At 41.8% G+C, this 16069-nt stretch carries 13 protein-coding genes and 4 tRNA genes; 4 read left to right on the top strand and 13 right to left on the bottom strand.

Annotated features, from left to right (window positions below; translation table 11 throughout):
* Position 1: 1 nt before the first annotated feature.
* The 3 genes from holA to leuS are packed head-to-tail and all read right to left on the bottom strand — an operon-like array spanning position 2 to position 4120.
* Positions 2 to 1042, bottom strand: a complete 1041-nt coding sequence (holA, locus tag QL229_RS01555) for a DNA polymerase III subunit delta (protein WP_138558625.1) — start codon at positions 1040 to 1042, stop codon at positions 2 to 4.
* Entirely contained in the window at positions 1042 to 1530 is a 489-nt protein-coding gene (gene lptE, locus QL229_RS01550) for an LPS assembly lipoprotein LptE (protein WP_138558626.1), read from the bottom strand. Before lptE ends, holA begins: the two co-directional genes overlap by 1 nt.
* A 1-nt stretch (position 1531) precedes the next feature.
* Positions 1532 to 4120 (bottom strand): leucine--tRNA ligase, encoded by a 2589-nt coding sequence (gene leuS / locus QL229_RS01545; RefSeq protein WP_138558627.1) that lies wholly within the window; start codon positions 4118 to 4120, stop codon positions 1532 to 1534.
* Positions 4121 to 4306: 186 nt separating this feature from the next.
* Between leuS and QL229_RS01540 the strand changes: the two genes are divergently transcribed.
* The 3 genes from QL229_RS01540 (at position 4307) to QL229_RS01530 (ending at position 7711) form a co-directional block, all read left to right on the top strand.
* On the top strand, positions 4307 to 4765 hold the full coding sequence (locus tag QL229_RS01540; RefSeq protein WP_135924127.1) for a zinc ribbon-containing protein: 459 nt from the start codon (positions 4307 to 4309) through the stop codon (positions 4763 to 4765).
* Between the two features lie 70 nt (positions 4766 to 4835).
* Positions 4836 to 7238 (top strand): ATP-binding protein, encoded by a 2403-nt coding sequence (locus tag QL229_RS01535; RefSeq protein ID WP_135924128.1) that lies wholly within the window; start codon positions 4836 to 4838, stop codon positions 7236 to 7238.
* Entirely contained in the window at positions 7235 to 7711 is a 477-nt protein-coding gene (locus QL229_RS01530; protein ID WP_138558628.1) for an FKBP-type peptidyl-prolyl cis-trans isomerase, read from the top strand. The genes QL229_RS01535 and QL229_RS01530 overlap by 4 nt, the downstream gene beginning before the upstream one ends.
* Positions 7712 to 7749: 38 nt before the next feature.
* On the opposite strand, the gene lnt is transcribed toward QL229_RS01530, so the two are convergent.
* The 5 genes from lnt to miaB are packed head-to-tail and all read right to left on the bottom strand — an operon-like array spanning position 7750 to position 13183.
* A complete protein-coding gene (gene lnt / locus QL229_RS01525; RefSeq protein ID WP_171040462.1) occupies positions 7750 to 9297 on the bottom strand; it encodes an apolipoprotein N-acyltransferase in 1548 nt (515 codons plus the stop codon).
* Positions 9278 to 10162, bottom strand: coding sequence for a CNNM family magnesium/cobalt transport protein CorC (gene corC, locus QL229_RS01520; protein WP_135924131.1), 885 nt, complete (start codon positions 10160 to 10162; stop codon positions 9278 to 9280). The genes lnt and corC overlap by 20 nt, the downstream gene beginning before the upstream one ends.
* A gap of 22 nt (positions 10163 to 10184) precedes the next feature.
* A complete protein-coding gene (gene ybeY, locus QL229_RS01515) occupies positions 10185 to 10640 on the bottom strand; it encodes an rRNA maturation RNase YbeY (RefSeq protein WP_054551659.1) in 456 nt (151 codons plus the stop codon).
* Positions 10637 to 11689 (bottom strand): PhoH family protein, encoded by a 1053-nt coding sequence (locus QL229_RS01510; protein WP_138558629.1) that lies wholly within the window; start codon positions 11687 to 11689, stop codon positions 10637 to 10639. Before QL229_RS01510 ends, ybeY begins: the two co-directional genes overlap by 4 nt.
* Before the next feature lie 48 nt (positions 11690 to 11737).
* Complete coding sequence (gene miaB, locus QL229_RS01505; RefSeq protein ID WP_135924133.1) at positions 11738 to 13183, bottom strand: tRNA (N6-isopentenyl adenosine(37)-C2)-methylthiotransferase MiaB; 1446 nt, start codon at positions 13181 to 13183, stop codon at positions 11738 to 11740.
* A gap of 258 nt (positions 13184 to 13441) precedes the next feature.
* Between miaB and QL229_RS01500 the strand changes: the two genes are divergently transcribed.
* Complete coding sequence (locus tag QL229_RS01500) at positions 13442 to 14611, top strand: FAD-dependent oxidoreductase (protein WP_138558630.1); 1170 nt, start codon at positions 13442 to 13444, stop codon at positions 14609 to 14611.
* Between the two features lie 70 nt (positions 14612 to 14681).
* On the opposite strand, the gene QL229_RS01495 is transcribed toward QL229_RS01500, so the two are convergent.
* From QL229_RS01495 to QL229_RS01475, 5 genes are all read right to left on the bottom strand, one after another.
* Positions 14682 to 15083 (bottom strand): hypothetical protein, encoded by a 402-nt coding sequence (locus QL229_RS01495; RefSeq protein ID WP_138558631.1) that lies wholly within the window; start codon positions 15081 to 15083, stop codon positions 14682 to 14684.
* A gap of 284 nt (positions 15084 to 15367) precedes the next feature.
* A tRNA-Gln gene (locus QL229_RS01490) sits at positions 15368 to 15442 on the bottom strand.
* A 40-nt stretch (positions 15443 to 15482) separates the two neighbouring features.
* Positions 15483 to 15567, bottom strand: a tRNA-Leu gene (locus QL229_RS01485).
* A gap of 147 nt (positions 15568 to 15714) precedes the next feature.
* Positions 15715 to 15789, bottom strand: a tRNA-Gln gene (locus QL229_RS01480).
* A gap of 40 nt (positions 15790 to 15829) precedes the next feature.
* Positions 15830 to 15914, bottom strand: a tRNA-Leu gene (locus QL229_RS01475).
* Positions 15915 to 16069: the final 155 nt, after the last annotated feature.

Genomic DNA, 16069 nt, shown 5'->3' with positions numbered 1-16069 from the left:
TCTAATCTAAAACAGGGTGGCAAGGTAATGGCATTGCCAGTGGTTGGCAAAATACTAAGCAAAGGTGTGTTAAGGCTTGATAAGGCGCAACAAGGTTGCCTTGTTTGTAGGCAGCATCAAACTCGGCTAATTGTTTGATGATTTGCTCAAGAGTACTAATTTGCAGGCGGTTTAATGCCTGCTGTACTGTTGCTTGTTGGTTTTTCCAAATATTAAACTGCCGATATAAGTCAGTCATATTGGCACCGTTTAGGCGAGCGTGTTGCATTGCAAGTAAGTTAGTGGCTTCTTTATTAATGGCCCAAAAGATACTCATTGCTTCTGTGTTATCAGTAGCGAGTTTACTCATTACTTTGACTGCTTGACCTGCATTGCCGGTTAATAAAGCATCACTCAAATCGAAGATATCAAATTTTGATTGATTAAGAAGACCTTGCATTACGGCCTGCTGGTCTACTAACTCACTGCCATATAATAGAGATAATTTTTCAAGTTCTTGGTGGCATGCAAGTAAGTTACCTTCAGTGGCATCAATCAGGCTTTGTTTTGCATTATTGTGCAAGTTTAAATTTAAACGGTAACATTGCTCGTCTAGCCAACGGCTTAAATGGTTACCTGTTAGGGGATAACAAGGTACAAATAAGCCTTGCTTATCTAAAGCTTTAAACCATGCACTGCGTTGAACATCTTGACCAGCTTTAGCACCTTTCAATACCAAAATAGTGTCAGGATTAGTAAGTTCAACAAGTTGTTTAAATATTTGGCTACCTTGAGTACCTGGTTTTTGCTCGTTTAAGTCAAATTCAATTAAGGTACGAGCGCTAAACAGTGACATACTTTGGTATTGAGCTACAATTTCTTGCCAATCAAACCCTGGCATTAGGGTAAATTTGATTACCTCGTCAAAACCTTGCTGTTTGGCGGCTTGACGAATTTGCATGACACATTGTGTAATTTGATAGGGCTCTTCACCAAACACCATGTAAAAAGGCGCAAGGCCTTTTTTCAATTGGCTAGGTAGTTGATTTGCATAACAACGCATTACAGTTGTGATAGCTCACGAACAATTCGACGACTGGCTTGCTTACGAATTTCGCTTAATAGCAGCTCAAGCTCTTTTGCTTTTGCAAGAGCATTATCTGGGTCGTCTTGATAGTTACGATACAATTCAAAGCGCTGGTTAATGGCTTTTTGTCCAGGGCGCTTAAGGGTATAGCTTACACTGTAGGCAAGTTCATACTCGGCAACCTGACCATTATCAAATAATGATAAGATTTGACGCTCTAAACGGTCTTTGTGGATCGTTAACTCTGGGTGTTTACCACCTTGGCTAAGCTCAACTTTACTCGCAATAAGCTCTTTTTCGACTAACTCGAATAATGCTGACTTTTCATCATCCCCGACCAGGGTGATCACTTTCAAGTCGTCAGGCAAGTTTGAGGCTTTCTTTAAATGAAAGCCACAACTTGTTAGCAGTAAACAGACTAGCGCAAGGGCTAGTCCGTTTTTCAGTGCTTGAAGCGCTGCCATCTTAGTTAGCAACCACGTTAAGTAGTTTGCCAGGTACGTAAATCACTTTACGGATGGTTGCACCATCAGTGAACTTAGTTACGTTTTCTTCAGCAAATGCTAATGCTTCAACTTGCTCTTTAGTTGCATCAGCAGGCACTGTTAACTTAGCACGAAGCTTACCATTAACTTGTACGATGATTAGCTTCTCATCTTCAACAAGTGCTGATTCGTCAACTTTTGGCCATGCTGCATCTAAGATGTCGCCTTCTTTGCCAAGGTCTTGCCATAATTGATGACACATATGCGGCGTGATAGGCGCAAGCATGATAAGTAATGCTTCAAGCGCTTCGTTAGCAATTGCCACATCTTGTTTATCGGCAAGCGGTGCTTTAAGTAACTTGTTCGAGATTTCCATAATTGCAGCGATTGCAGTGTTGAATGTTTGACGACGTTCTACGTCATCAGTCACTTTTGCAATTGCTTTATGAAGTTCACGACGAAGTACTTTTTGGTCGTTATTTAATGCTGACTTATCAAGCGCTTGATAGCCTACTGTTTCTACATCAACAGCGTATTTCCAAATACGTTTTAAGAAACGCATTGCACCTTCAACACCTGAATCAGACCATTCAAGGGTTTGCTCTGGTGGCGCCGTGAACATCATGAATAAACGCACTGTATCTGCACCGTACTGGGCGATAACTTGTTGTGGGTCGATACCGTTATTTTTCGATTTCGACATTTTGCTCATGCCTGCAGAGAATACCGGCTCGCCATCTTCTTTGTGCCACGCTTTAACAACACGGCCTTTGTCGTCTGTTTCAGTTTGTACGTCTGTTGGCGAAATCCAGATATCACCGCCTTTCTCATCTTTACGGTAGAAAGTATCTGCTAATACCATGCCTTGACATAGTAAGCGCTCAAATGGCTCATCTGAAGTTACTAAGCCAAAGTCACGTAATAATTTGTGGAAGAAACGCGAGTAAAGTAAGTGCAAGATCGCATGCTCAATACCACCGATATATTGGTTTACTGGTAACCAGTAATTTGCAGCACCTGGCTCAATCATGCCTTCGTCAAAACGAGGGCTACAGTAACGCGCGTAGTACCATGATGATTCCATGAAGGTATCGAAAGTATCTGTTTCGTGGAATGCAGGTGCGCCATTTACCGTTGTTTTAGCCCACTCTGGATCAGCTTTGATTGGTGAAGTTACACCATTCATTACCACGTCTTCTGGTAAGCGAACAGGTAGCATGTCTTCAGTTGCAGCAAGCTCGTTACCGTTCTCGTCGCTTAACATAGGAATTGGAGAGCCCCAGTAACGCTGACGGCTAACACCCCAGTCACGTAGACGGAAGTTCACTTTACGCTCACCTACACCCAGTGCTTCTAGTTTATCTGCAACAGCATTAAACGCCGCTTCAAACTCAAGACCGTCGAACTCACCTGAGTTAACTAACACGCCTTTTTCAGTGTAAGCTTGGTTGTCTAAATCAACTGTTTCTTCAGAGTCAGCTGCTGGTGCAATAACTTGAGCAATCTCAAGGCCATATGCTGTTGCGAACTCGTAGTCACGTTGGTCGTGTGCAGGTACTGCCATTACAGCGCCTGAGCCGTAATCCATTAATACAAAGTTAGCGACCCAAATTGGTACTTGTTTACCTGTTAATGGGTGAATTGCGTAAAAACCAGTGGCAATACCTTTTTTGTCCATGGTTGCCATGTCTGCTTCAGCGATTTTCGTGTTTTTACACTCATCAACAAACATAGCTACAGCGTCGCTGTTTTTAGCTGCTTCTTGTGCAATTGGGTGACCAGCTGCAACAGCAACGTACGTCACACCCATGAAGGTATCTGGGCGCGTTGTATAAACACTGAATGTATCGTCGTTATCAGCACGCTTAAATTCGATTTCTAAACCTTCAGAGCGACCAATCCAGTTGCGCTGCATGGTTTTAACTTGCTCAGGCCAGTGATCAAGTTTATCTAAATCATCTAATAGCTCTTGTGCGTAATCAGTGATTTTGATGAACCATTGTGGAATCTCTTTTTGTTCAACAATGGCACCTGAACGCCAACCACGACCATCAATAACTTGCTCGTTGGCAAGTACTGTTTGGTCAACTGGATCCCAGTTAACTGTTGACATCTTTTTGTAAACTAAGCCTTTTTCATAAAGCTTAGTGAAGAACCACTGTTCCCATTTGTAATATTCTGGATGACATGTCGCAATTTCACGATCCCAGTCGTAACCAAAACCCAGTTGCTTTAACTGGTTGCGCATGTAATCGATGTTTTCGTATGTCCACTTAGCAGGTGCAGTGTTGTTTTTGATTGCTGCATTTTCCGCAGGTAGACCAAACGCATCCCAACCCATAGGTTGCATTACGTTTTTGCCTTGCAAGCGTTGGAAGCGTGATACTACGTCACCAATGGTGTAGTTACGAACGTGACCCATGTGGAGTCGGCCGCTTGGGTATGGGAACATAGAAAGGCAGTAATACTTTTCTTTGCTCTCATCTTCAGTGACTTTAAATACTTGGTTTTCTTCCCAGTAGGCTTGTACTTTTGACTCTATGTCTTGCGGGTTATATTGCTCTTGCATCTACGATTCCAGACTTCTTGCAAATTAATAAAAAATTGTCGATAAGGATAACTCAAAATACACGCTAATCACAGCGGCAAATAGGCGCTTTTATTAATTTTGTCTGGAAATATATTTTCAGGGCAGGTTAACCTATACTCAACTAGAATAACGATTGATTTTTCATCATTTTTGAAGGAGTAACCGATGGCAGACTATAAATCTTGGCTCACTGATTTAACTAAATGGATCAAAGATGTAAAAGACAATGAATTAAAGGATGCAATAGATAAATTTGTTGAATCAGAGCAAGCACTTAAAGATTTAGGACAAGAAAAGCTTAGCCAATATCGAGAGTATCTTAAGCGCGATATTGATCACATCAAAGAAAATGATGAGCATTATGACTCGTTGGCTTGGCTTGAACTTAAGGAATCGCTTTGGTACGAGTTATCGCATATTGAAGATAAAACCCAGTTAGAGTGGCATGCCCTTAATCAAGATTTTAAACACGATGGTGTCTATCAAGAAGGAGAATGGATAGCCATGGGCACATTAGTATGTAAAAATTGCCAACATAGTTACGATGTTTACCATGCTACGCAAATTACTCCTTGTACTGAATGTGGCGGTATTTATTTTCGCCGTAAGGCATTACAACCTTAAATCAGTGACGCAGGCTTTTGCTGGGCGTTACCTATAATGCCCAGTCAAGACTGGGAAATAAGAAGTTAGAATGACAAAAAAACTAATCCCATTACCTGTTTCTGCGCTAGCGCCAGAGATTTCTGCAAGCCATGTTGCCACTTGCATGCAAAACCCGTATCCAGAAGCACTCCCTTTTATCGGCCAGCAACGAGCACAAAGCGCTCTCGACTTTTCTCTGGGAATGGAACTTCCGGGTTATAATGTTTATGTGATGGGTGAAGCGGCACACGGTCGCTACACGTTAGTGAAAGATAAACTCACAGCCCATTCTAAAGGCCGCCCAACTCCCAACGAATGGTTGTATGTAAATAACTACGACGATCACCGTGAGCCAATTGCGCTGTTTATGCAAGCAGGGCAATCGAAGCAGCTTGCCGATGATATCGACTCGTTTATTGATGAAGTGCTTGATACTTTTCCTGCGGCATTTGATAACCCTGGGTATCAGCGTAAGAAAAAATCAATTGATCGCGAGTTTACCGACACCTACGATGCAGCTATAACTGCAGTAGAAATTGCTGCTCTTGAGCAAAGCGTGGCTCTCATTGAAGAAAATGGTGTGGTTGGCTTTGCTCCACTTATTGACGGTAAGCAACTGAGTGATAGTGAATTTGCAGCTCTTGAAGAGCCGCTTCGTATAGAGTTTTATGAAGTCATTGAAAAGCTTGAAGATGCGTTAATCGAAGCGCTGATTGAGCTACCACGTTGGAAGCGTGAATCATCAGAAAAACTGCGTAACCTTAAAAAATCAACAGCAGAACTTGCTACTAAACCACTTCTTAAAGCGCTTGAGCATAAATATGCAACACATATTGGGGTTCTTCGTTATCTAAAAGATATTCGTGAAGAAATCATTGATGCGGTACTAGAGTGGCTCGACGATGATGACAACGACGAAAATAAAGAAGATTTTGACCGCAAAGGTATGCTCACAGATTTCTTTGCGCCAAATATTTTAGTGGAATACAAAGAAGGCGATGCTGCGCCTGTAGTCTATGAGCCGAACCCAACCTTTGGCAATATCTTTGGCAAGATTGAATATGCAACGTCGCAAGGGTCACTCATCACCAGCTATCGCTCAATTCAACCAGGTGCATTACACCGTGCTAATGGTGGTTATTTGATCATGGATGCAGAGAAAGTTATGTCTAACCCGCAAGTGTGGGATGGCTTAAAACTGTCTTTGAAAACCCATCAAATCAAAAACGACTTACCCTACCAAGACAGCTCAGTAGGAAGTAGCTTTACATTACGCCCGCAGCTTATTCCACTTGATGTAAAAATAGTACTTTTAGGGTCGCGAGAGCTTTATTACACCATAGGTGAATATGACGAAGAGTTTGCTGAGTTATTTCGTGTACTCGCTGACTTTGATTACTACTTACCAAGTAGTGATAAGCTGCAGTATCAGTTTATTACCAAGGTAACTGAATATTGTCAGCAAACACTTAATTGTACTGTGAATGAAGCGGCGATGGCGAGATTATTAAAGTTTAGTTATCGCCAAGCTGAGCATCATAATAAACTCTCAGCTCGTTTTGCTGATGTATTAGAGTTAGTGGCAGAAGCTAGTTTTTATGCCAAACAAGATGAGCAAACAGTGATTGATGCTCATCACATAGACGAGGCCATTGTTGGTAAGCAGTATCGAACAGGGCAAATATCTGAAACCATGCTCAGTGATATCAAAGAGGGGCAAATTTTAATTGCTACTGAAGGTCACGCAGTGGGTAAAGTGAATGGCTTAACCGTGCTGCACATTGGCGATACCTCATTTGGTACACCGGCACGCATTACTGCCACTGTGTACGCGGGTGCTGATGGCGTTATTGACGTTGAACGTGAAGCTGAGCTGGGTAAAGCCATTCACTCAAAAGGGGTGATGCTATTAACCGGTTACTTGGGTAACAAGTACGCTCAGCAATTTAGCCTGACACTCAGTGCGAATATCGCAATTGAACAAAGCTATGGCTATATCGATGGTGATAGCGCCTCACTAGCTGAGTTGTGTGCACTTATATCAGCCATTACTAACTTACCTATTAGCCAGTCTATCGCACTGACAGGGTCAATTAACCAGCATGGTGATGTGCAATCAATTGGTGGTGTAAACGAGAAAATAGAGGGCTTCTTTAAGCTTTGTAAAATGCGTGGCTTAACCGGTGAGCAAGGGGTGATTATTCCTAAATCTAATCAAGTGAACTTGGTGCTTGATGATGAAGTACTCGATGCCGTTGAAAAAGGACGCTTTAACATTTATGCCGTTGAAACCGTTGATCAAGCATTGAGCTTATTAATGGATAAAGACGCAGGTGAAATGACCCCACAAGGCTACCCTGATGGTTCTATTAACGCGCTAGCCTTAGCAAGGCTTGCCAATATTGCTGATATCGTAAATGGCGACAATGATGATGAGAAGGACGCAGAATGATTAATTTATTACTTTTACTGATCATCGGTATTTTTTGCTTTTTAATTTTTAAAAATAGCAAAAAGGCGAAGCTACAAGCCCTTGAAAATGAAAAACTAGCGGCGGATTTTTTAGCGAACAATAGTAAAGCCGACGATGTTCATGAAACAGCATCTGGGCTGCAGTACAAAATTGAGCATCGCGGCGACAATGAGGCAAAACCAAGTGCCACCAGTAAAGTCAAGGTTCACTATCATGGTACGCTGTTAGACGGCAGCGTATTTGATAGTTCAGTGGTCAGAAACTCGCCAATCAGCTTTGGTTTAAATCAAGTCATTGCTGGTTGGACCGAAGGCTTACAACTAATGAGTGAAGGGGATAAGTTTACCTTTTATATCCCACCGCAGCTTGCATACGGCAGTAAACGGGTAGGCAGCATTCCAGCAGGTTCATTGCTAATATTTGATGTCGAATTGATAAAGATAGAATCTTAAAATTTTAAAAGGCTTCATATTGAAGCCTTTTTTATTTGTTATTTCTTAACCCTGATAAACACAGCCACAGCACTGAGTAATATCACCACAATCCATACCGGCCAATTACCATATTGACTATAAAGACTATCGCCTTTGATTAAGGTGATATTGGCTTCAAGTACATCAGCTTTAAATTGCGGCATGCTCAACTGTGATTTAGCAATAGGGTCGTAAACGGCGCTGATACCATTATTCGTTACGCGAATTAGCGGGCGCTGTAATTCTAGAGCACGCATACGGGCTATTTGCATATGCTGATGCGGGCCATGGGAGTCGCCAAACCACGCATCATTACTAACGGTGAATAAAATGTCTGAATCACTGCGATAATTACCACGCACTAAATCAGCAAAAGCAATTTCATAACAAATAGCGGGTAAAATATGTAAGCCGTTCGCCTGAAGATTGTTTTGAACTTCATCGCCTCGAGTAAATGACGACATAGGTAAATCAAACAGTGGGGCGATTGGACGCAGTAATTCTTGAAATGGCACGAACTCACCGATAGGCAATAATTGGTGCTTTTGATAGCGATTTTTACCTAAATACTGATAATGACCTTCGCTATCATCTTGCTCTTTTTTACCTAAGACGATGAGGGTATTAAAAATATTACGGGTGTCGTATTGATAATCCACGATACCGGTGATCAGGGCTGTGTTGTTAAAAGCTGCTGCACTATCAAGACCGGTTAGGTATTGTGTTGATAGGGCTTCAAGCTCAGGGACAGCAGCTTCTGGCCAAACAATGAGGTCAGCATTCCAGTGTAGGCGCGTCATGTCTTGGTATTTACTCATAGTATTCCAAAACTCTGACGGTTCAAATCGTAAATGCTGTTTAATGTTCCCTTGTACTAAAACTGTTTTAATTGTTTTATCTTGATACTGTAAAGCACTATTACTCGCAATTACGTATAAGCCTGCCAACAAGGTCACAGAGCCGATTAACGGCTTTATGTCTTTACCTAGCAAACGAAAGAGTGAAAACGCGATGAGCACGCAAACAAGTGTTATACCAAACTCGCCAATCACAGGGGCTAAAAAGTTCAGTGGGCTGTCGGTTTGTGTATAACCAAAGCTCAACCAAGGAAAGCCTGTTAGCAAAGTGCCACGTAAGTACTCTGTAACCGCAAAGTTGGCAAGCAACAAGCAGATAAAGCTATAGGGCCCTTTAGCAAGGCGGGTTGTCAACCAAGCTGCTAGTGCAGGATACAAGGCTAAGTAAGCGCAAAGTAGCACCATCAATGAAATCGATGCAATTAATGGCATACCGCCAAAGGTGGCTATTGATACATGCACCCAACTAATACCTGCACCAAACCAGCCTAAACCAAAGATAAAGCCATACTTAGCACTTTGCTTAGTGGCCGATTTACCATTTGCCTGCGGATTAATGCAATAGATAAGTATGCCAAGAGAGAGAAAGGCAATATACCAAAGATTATAAGGGGCGTAGCTTAAGGTTAAAAAGAGGCCCGCAATGAGTGCGAGCCAGGCTTTTTTATCTTTTGCAATAAGGCTTAGCTTAGTTAGCAGTTTCTTCACTGTCGTTATCATCAGCCTTAGGAATGGTGACTTGCAATTGTAAGATGCGACGGTTATCTGAGTTGGTGACTTTAAATTGCAGGCCATCAATATCAATTGTTTCACCGCGACTTGGCATATGACCAAATGCGTGTAAAACAATACCACCTATGGTGTCAGCATCAGAGGTGCTGTAACCGGTTTTAAAATACTCGTTAAAGTCATCAACTTCAGTCAGTGCTTGTACTGCATAAACGTGTTTAGCTACTTGACGAATATCTTGTTGGTCTTCGCTTTCGTCGTGCTCATCTTCGATTTCACCAACGATGATTTCAAGAATATCTTCAATGGTTACTAGACCCGACACGCCGCCGTATTCATCGATGACGATTGCCATATGGTATCGCTGTTGACGGAATTCGTTAAGCAGTGTGTCAACACGTTTGCTTTCTGGTACGACTACTGCTGGGCGTAAATAATCACGCAAAGAAGGTAACTGCTCATCTTTGTTTAAGATAAGTGGTAATAGATCTTTTGCTAATAAAATACCTTCTACATGGTCTTTATCTTCACACACCACTGGGAAACGTGAATGTGTTGAGTCAACCATCATAGGTAACAGTTCTTCAAGTGGTGTATCAACCTCTAAGGTAACCATTTGCGAGCGAGGGATCATGATGTCACGAACTTTAAGCTCAGATACACCAAGTACTCCTTCGATCATTTCTTTGGTTTCAGGGTCGATAAGGTCGCGTTCTTGCGCATCGGCAATTACTTCAACCAGCTCTTCTTTATTCTGGGGTTCCCCTTGCAACATTTGGGTTATTCTGCCCAACCAAGTTTTGCCAGAAGAACCCTGGCTAGATTGCGAGTTGTCGTCGCTCATTGCGTCTAATTGCTCCGTAAATTTAAATATCGTCTCGATATGGGTCTGCGATGTTCAGATCAGCAAGTAATTGCTTTTCTATGCTTTCCATTTCGAGTGCATCTTCGTCCTTTATATGGTCAAATCCAAGTAAATGCAAGCATCCATGGATCACCATATGGGCAAAATGGTCATGAAAGGTCTTTTCTTGCTCAATAGATTCGGCCAAAACAATGGCCGGACAAATGATCAAATCACCCACTAAAGGTAACTCAATACCCGGTGGTGCTTCAAATGGAAACGATAAGACATTAGTCGGTTTATCTTTTCCACGGTAATCATTATTGAGCTGCTGGCTTTGTGCTTCGTCGCTTATGACGATAGTAAGCTCAGCGTCTTCACGGTAGTTACTAAGGGCTTTATCAGCCCATAGTTGGAATTGTTCAAAGCTAGGTAAGTCGTCAAACTCACAGGCTATTTGTAAATCTAATTCGGTCACGAGTTTGCTTCTTGTTGGTTTGCTTGTGCTTCTTTTGCACGTTGCTTTTCTGCGCGCTTTAAACGCTCAGCTTCATCATTTCGCTCATAGGCTTCTACGATACGTGCAACAACAGGGTGGCGCACGACATCGTGTGATTGGAAGAAATTAAAACTAATTTCATCTACGCCGTTTAATACCTCAATAGCATGACGAAGCCCAGAGCGAGCACCACGTGGTAAGTCAACTTGTGTGATATCACCTGTGATCACTGCTTTTGAATTAAAACCAATACGGGTTAAGAACATTTTCATTTGTTCTGCTGTGGTATTTTGGCTTTCATCAAGAATAATAAAGGCATCATTTAATGTACGACCACGCATGTAAGCAAGTGGGGCCACTTCAATGATGTTTTTCTCAATTAGCTTTTCTACACGCTCAAAGCCCAGCATTTCGAATAAAGCATCGTAAAGTGGGCGTAAGTACGGGTCGATTTTTTGGCTTAAGTCACCCGGTAAAAAGCCTAGTTTCTCACCAGCTTCAACTGCAGGGCGCGTTAATAAAATACGGCGAATCTCTTGACGCTCGAGGGCATCAACAGCAGCTGCAACGGCTAGATAAGTTTTACCTGTACCAGCGGGACCGATACCAAAGGTAATATCGTGATGCAGGATGTTAGCAACATACACGCCTTGGTTATCGTTGCGTGGTTTAATAACGCCACGGCGTGTTTTAATCACCATGTCTTTACCGTACACGCTCGGGTTTTCATCTTGCTCTAGGGCATTCGATTCGCTAATTGCTAAATGCACTGCATCAGGTTCAATTTCGCCTATTTGACCACGAATAGGTTGAGTGTCAATGTAAAGGTTTTTTAAGATTTCAACGCTGGCTGCGGCGCAATGAAGTTTACCCGTGACTCTGAAAAAATTATCACGGTGGGCAATTTCAACACCTAGGCGGCGTTCAATTTGTTTAATGTTTTCGTCAAACGGACCACATAAAGAAGAGAGTCGTTTGTTGTCGGCAGGTTCTAAATAAATCTCTAATGTTTTTAATTGATTACTCAAAATTACTTCCTATTCATGGGTGCTGGCAGTGCCAGCACCAGTGTCTCCCTAAGGTACGAAAGTAGCAACGCCAATTTCGTTAGGGGCAGCTGCGGCTTCAGCTTCGGCAGCTTTATTTAAAATTGCTGATGGCGCCACATCACGACGTAAATTCATCTCTGATTCTGTACGAATTAATTCACCACGTAAAGAGTTTGGCAACGCTTCAGTAATACGTACATCAACGAATTGACCGATCACTGAGTGAGGGCCTTCGAAGTTCACTACACGATTGTTTTCTGTACGGCCACGTAATTCCATCGGGTTCTTCTTAGAAGGACCTTCAACCAGGATACGTTGTTCAGTACCAAACATTTGGCGGCTAATTTGCTGCGCCATTTGCGTGATGCGGTTTTGTAATAGGTATAAACGCTCTTTTTTCTCTTGCTCAGTCACATCGTCTGGTAAATCGGCAGCAGGTGTGCCAGGGCGCGCACTGTAGATGAAGCTAAAGCTCATATCAAAACCGATATCATTGATAAGGTTCATAGTTGCTTCAAAATCAGCTTTACTTTCACCAGGGAAACCAATGATGAAGTCTGATGACATGCTTAGGTTAGGGCGAATTTTACGTAATTTACGAATCGTCGATTTATACTCAAGCGCTGTATGACCACGTTTCATCAGGTTAAGAATACGGTCAGAGCCACTTTGTACTGGTAAATGTAAGTGATCAACAAGCTCTGGCACATCAGCGTAAGCATCGATGATGTCTGGTGTAAACTCTACCGGGTGCGAGGTGGTGTAACGAATACGGTCAATGCCGTCAATCGCTGCAACATAACGTAGTAGGTCAGAGAAGTAACAAATCTCACCGTCGTGTGTTTCACCGCGATACGCATTTACGTTTTGACCTAAAAGGTTTACTTCACGCACGCCTTGCTCTGCAAGTTGCGCAACTTCAAGGAGCACATCATCTAAAGGACGACTTACTTCTTCACCACGCGTGTAAGGTACTACACAGAAAGTACAGTACTTAGAGCAACCTTCCATGATTGATACAAATGCAGTAGGACCTTCTGCTTTTGGCTCAGGTAAGCGGTCAAATTTTTCAATTTCAGGGAATGAAACGTCAACCACAGATGTGCTGTCGCCACTTTGCACTTGCTTAATCATTTCTGGCAAGCGGTGTAATGTTTGCGGGCCAAAGATCACATCAACAAATGGCGCGCGTTGGCGAATTGAGTCACCTTCTTGCGATGCAACACAACCACCAACACCAATGATTAAGTCTGGCTTGTCATCTTTTAATAACTTCCAACGGCCAAGCTGATGGAACACTTTTTCTTGTGCCTTTTCACGGATTGAACAGGTATTGAGTAAGATCACGTCAGCGTCTTCAGCTTCTTCAGTTAACTGATAGCCGTTTGTCGCATCTAGTAGATCAGCCATTTTCTGAGAGTCGTACTCGTTCATCTGACAACCCCAGGTTTTAATATGCAGCTTTTTACTCATTGAAATATAGCCTCGTTTTCAATTCGGTAGTGACACAAAAATGTGTTAGAAACAGGATTAAGTGGCAATTATGCCGACTTAAAGGACGCGTATTTTAGCTGGATACCCGCACAGATCCAAGTATAGTTTTAATCTTTGTGGTGTGAAATCAAACAAGTCCCTGATTTGAAATTCTTAAGTATTAAATGCACTGACACTGTTTATTGAATTACGTTACAATTTGCCGGGTATTTAAATAGCCAAATGAGCGAATATTAAATGAATAAAAATAAGATAATTGTTGTTGGAGGTGGCATGGTAGGTTCTGCTACAGCCATAAAATTGGCGCAGCAGGGGAGTGATGTCACGATTATTGAAAAGCACCTTATTGATGCGGATAGTATTCTTAGCTCAGATAAAGTGGATATTCGTATTTCGGCTATTAATCGTTTTTCAGAGCACCTACTTGATGAGCTTGGGGCAATGCCATTATTGCGTAAAAACCGAATCGCACCTTATCAACAACTAGAAGCGTATCAACAGCAAGACGAGAGCTTATTATTTGATTGTAAAGATATTGGCGAGACACATTTAGGCCATTTAATTGAAAATAGCTTAATTCAGGCGAGTCTATGGCAACAATTTGCTGATTACAATATTGAGGTTATCGAGCAAAAGACTCCTGTAACCGATATAAATCAAACTGACGATTCAATCACTCTGCATTATGGTGATACACACTATACGGCAGATTTAGTCATTGCGGCTGATGGTGGTCAATCACAATTGCGCACCAAAGCTGGATTAGGTGTAACTGGTTGGCAGTATGCTCAACATTGTATGGGTGTATTAATAAAACTGGATGCTCCTCAACAAGTAAAAACGTGGCAGCAATTTACTCCAACCGGACCTGTCGCGTTTTTACCTATGCAAGCACCTTATGCAAATTTAATTTGTTACCACGACGCAGCAGTTTTAAAGCAATGGCAAAAACTTTCTAATGAAGAACTTAAAGCAAAGCTCATTGCACATTTCCCTGAACTACCGGGTGACTTTGAATTACTTGAGCATGCTGTCTTCCCTCTTGCCAGACAACACGCCAATGACTACTCACAAGGGCGTTTAGTACTTGTGGGTGATTCAGCGCACACAATTAATCCTCTTGCAGGTCAAGGCGTAAACTTAGGCTTTCAAGATGTGGTTGCATTGGCGGATATTTTGGAAGATCAAGAAGACGTGGGTCAACATCAATTATTAAAACAATATGAGAAAAAACGTCGTCATGCGAATTTACTCATGATGAGTATGATGGATGCATGCTATTTTGGTTTTTCAAATGAAATAAAACCACTCAGTTGGGCGCGGAGCAAGTTCTTGAAATTAGCCAATAATAAAGGCCCTGCAAAAAATTGGGTATTGAAATATGCGATAAGCGGGACATTAAGTTAGAACGCCATATTGATATTTTTTAATTTTGAAGTACAAGTGCCTTGGTAGCACTTGTACTTTACGAGCTATCTTAATTCCAAGTGCCACTTCTAGAGTACATATACTCTGCATCAGCACACCAATTTACATCAGCCCAAGTGTAGTCGGTGTAATAAATCTTATCTACACATCCCCTTACTGAGCTTTCAACCTTGAATACATCGACTATACAAGTAGTGCCAGTACAATCAGCAACGCTTGCACTATTATAAGTACCACTAAATACCCACTCAACGCGTGAAACATCTTTTGAGGTATTAACTTTGAAAGCAACCTTTGGTGCCCAGTTAGGATTAGTCTCACCACCAAAACAACGATTCTGGGTGTAGTTATCGTAGGCCATTGTATCTACGTAGCATGATACAGAGTTTGCAAAAGCATTAGCAGTGAATAGACCACTTATTAGAGTTAAAATTGTAAATAACTTTTTCATATAACTTTCCTTATTAGAGTGTTAGCTCGTTTTTTGAGCACATTTAGAGTATCAATAAGGGTACTTTTGTCATTAAAAAGTTGCAGAAAAGTTAATTTTTGTGGTTCTTTATTATTGAAGCCTATTTTTTCAGTTGGAAATTAGGTATTTGAAGTTAGCTATATGAAGTTAGCTATATGAAGTTAGCTATATGAAGTTAAGTATATGAAGTTAAGTATATGAAGTTAAGTATATGAAGTTAGGTATATGAAATCAGGAACTAGAAATTAGAAAGGGAAGTAAGTTGGCTGGGATACCAGGATTTGAACCTGGGAATGGCAGGATCAAAACCTGCTGCCTTACCGCTTGGCGATATCCCAACAAAGAATAATTTGATAGTTTGAGTTCTTATCAAGAACATGGTGCGGAAGGAGAGACTTGAACTCTCACAACCGAAGTTACTGGAACCTAAATCCAGCGCGTCTACCAATTCCGCCACTCCCGCACATAGTGTGATGCAAGTGTATAGTAATGGAACCTAAATCCAGCGTCTAATCAAGACACCAGCCAATTCCGCCACTCCCGCATCATAGGGTTTGCTAATTTAAACTCTTAGCTTGAGTTTTCTTATTCACTCTCTTGGTAGAGAAAGTGGCTGGGATACCAGGATTTGAACCTGGGAATGGCAGGATCAAAACCTGCTGCCTTACCGCTTGGCGATATCCCAACAAAGAATAATTTGATAGTTTGAGTTCTTATCAAGAACATGGTGCGGAAGGAGAGACTTGAACTCTCACAACCGAAGTTACTGGAACCTAAATCCAGCGCGTCTACCAATTCCGCCACTCCCGCATCATTCGTACTAAAAGTACTGGTAGTTATTTTAAACTCTTCATTGAGTGCAGCTTAAACTCCTGCAGAGCCATTCTAAAGAAAGAATGGTGGCTAAGACGGGATTTGAACCTGTGACCCCATCATTATGAGTGATGTGCTCTAACCAACTGAGC

The organism is Pseudoalteromonas sp. PAR1, from assembly GCF_947311895.1.
GTDB classification, from domain to species: Bacteria; Pseudomonadota; Gammaproteobacteria; order Enterobacterales; family Alteromonadaceae; genus Pseudoalteromonas; species Pseudoalteromonas lipolytica_C.
The sequence above is the reverse complement of the archived record's forward strand: the minus strand, read 5'-3'. Positions and strand labels throughout refer to the sequence as shown.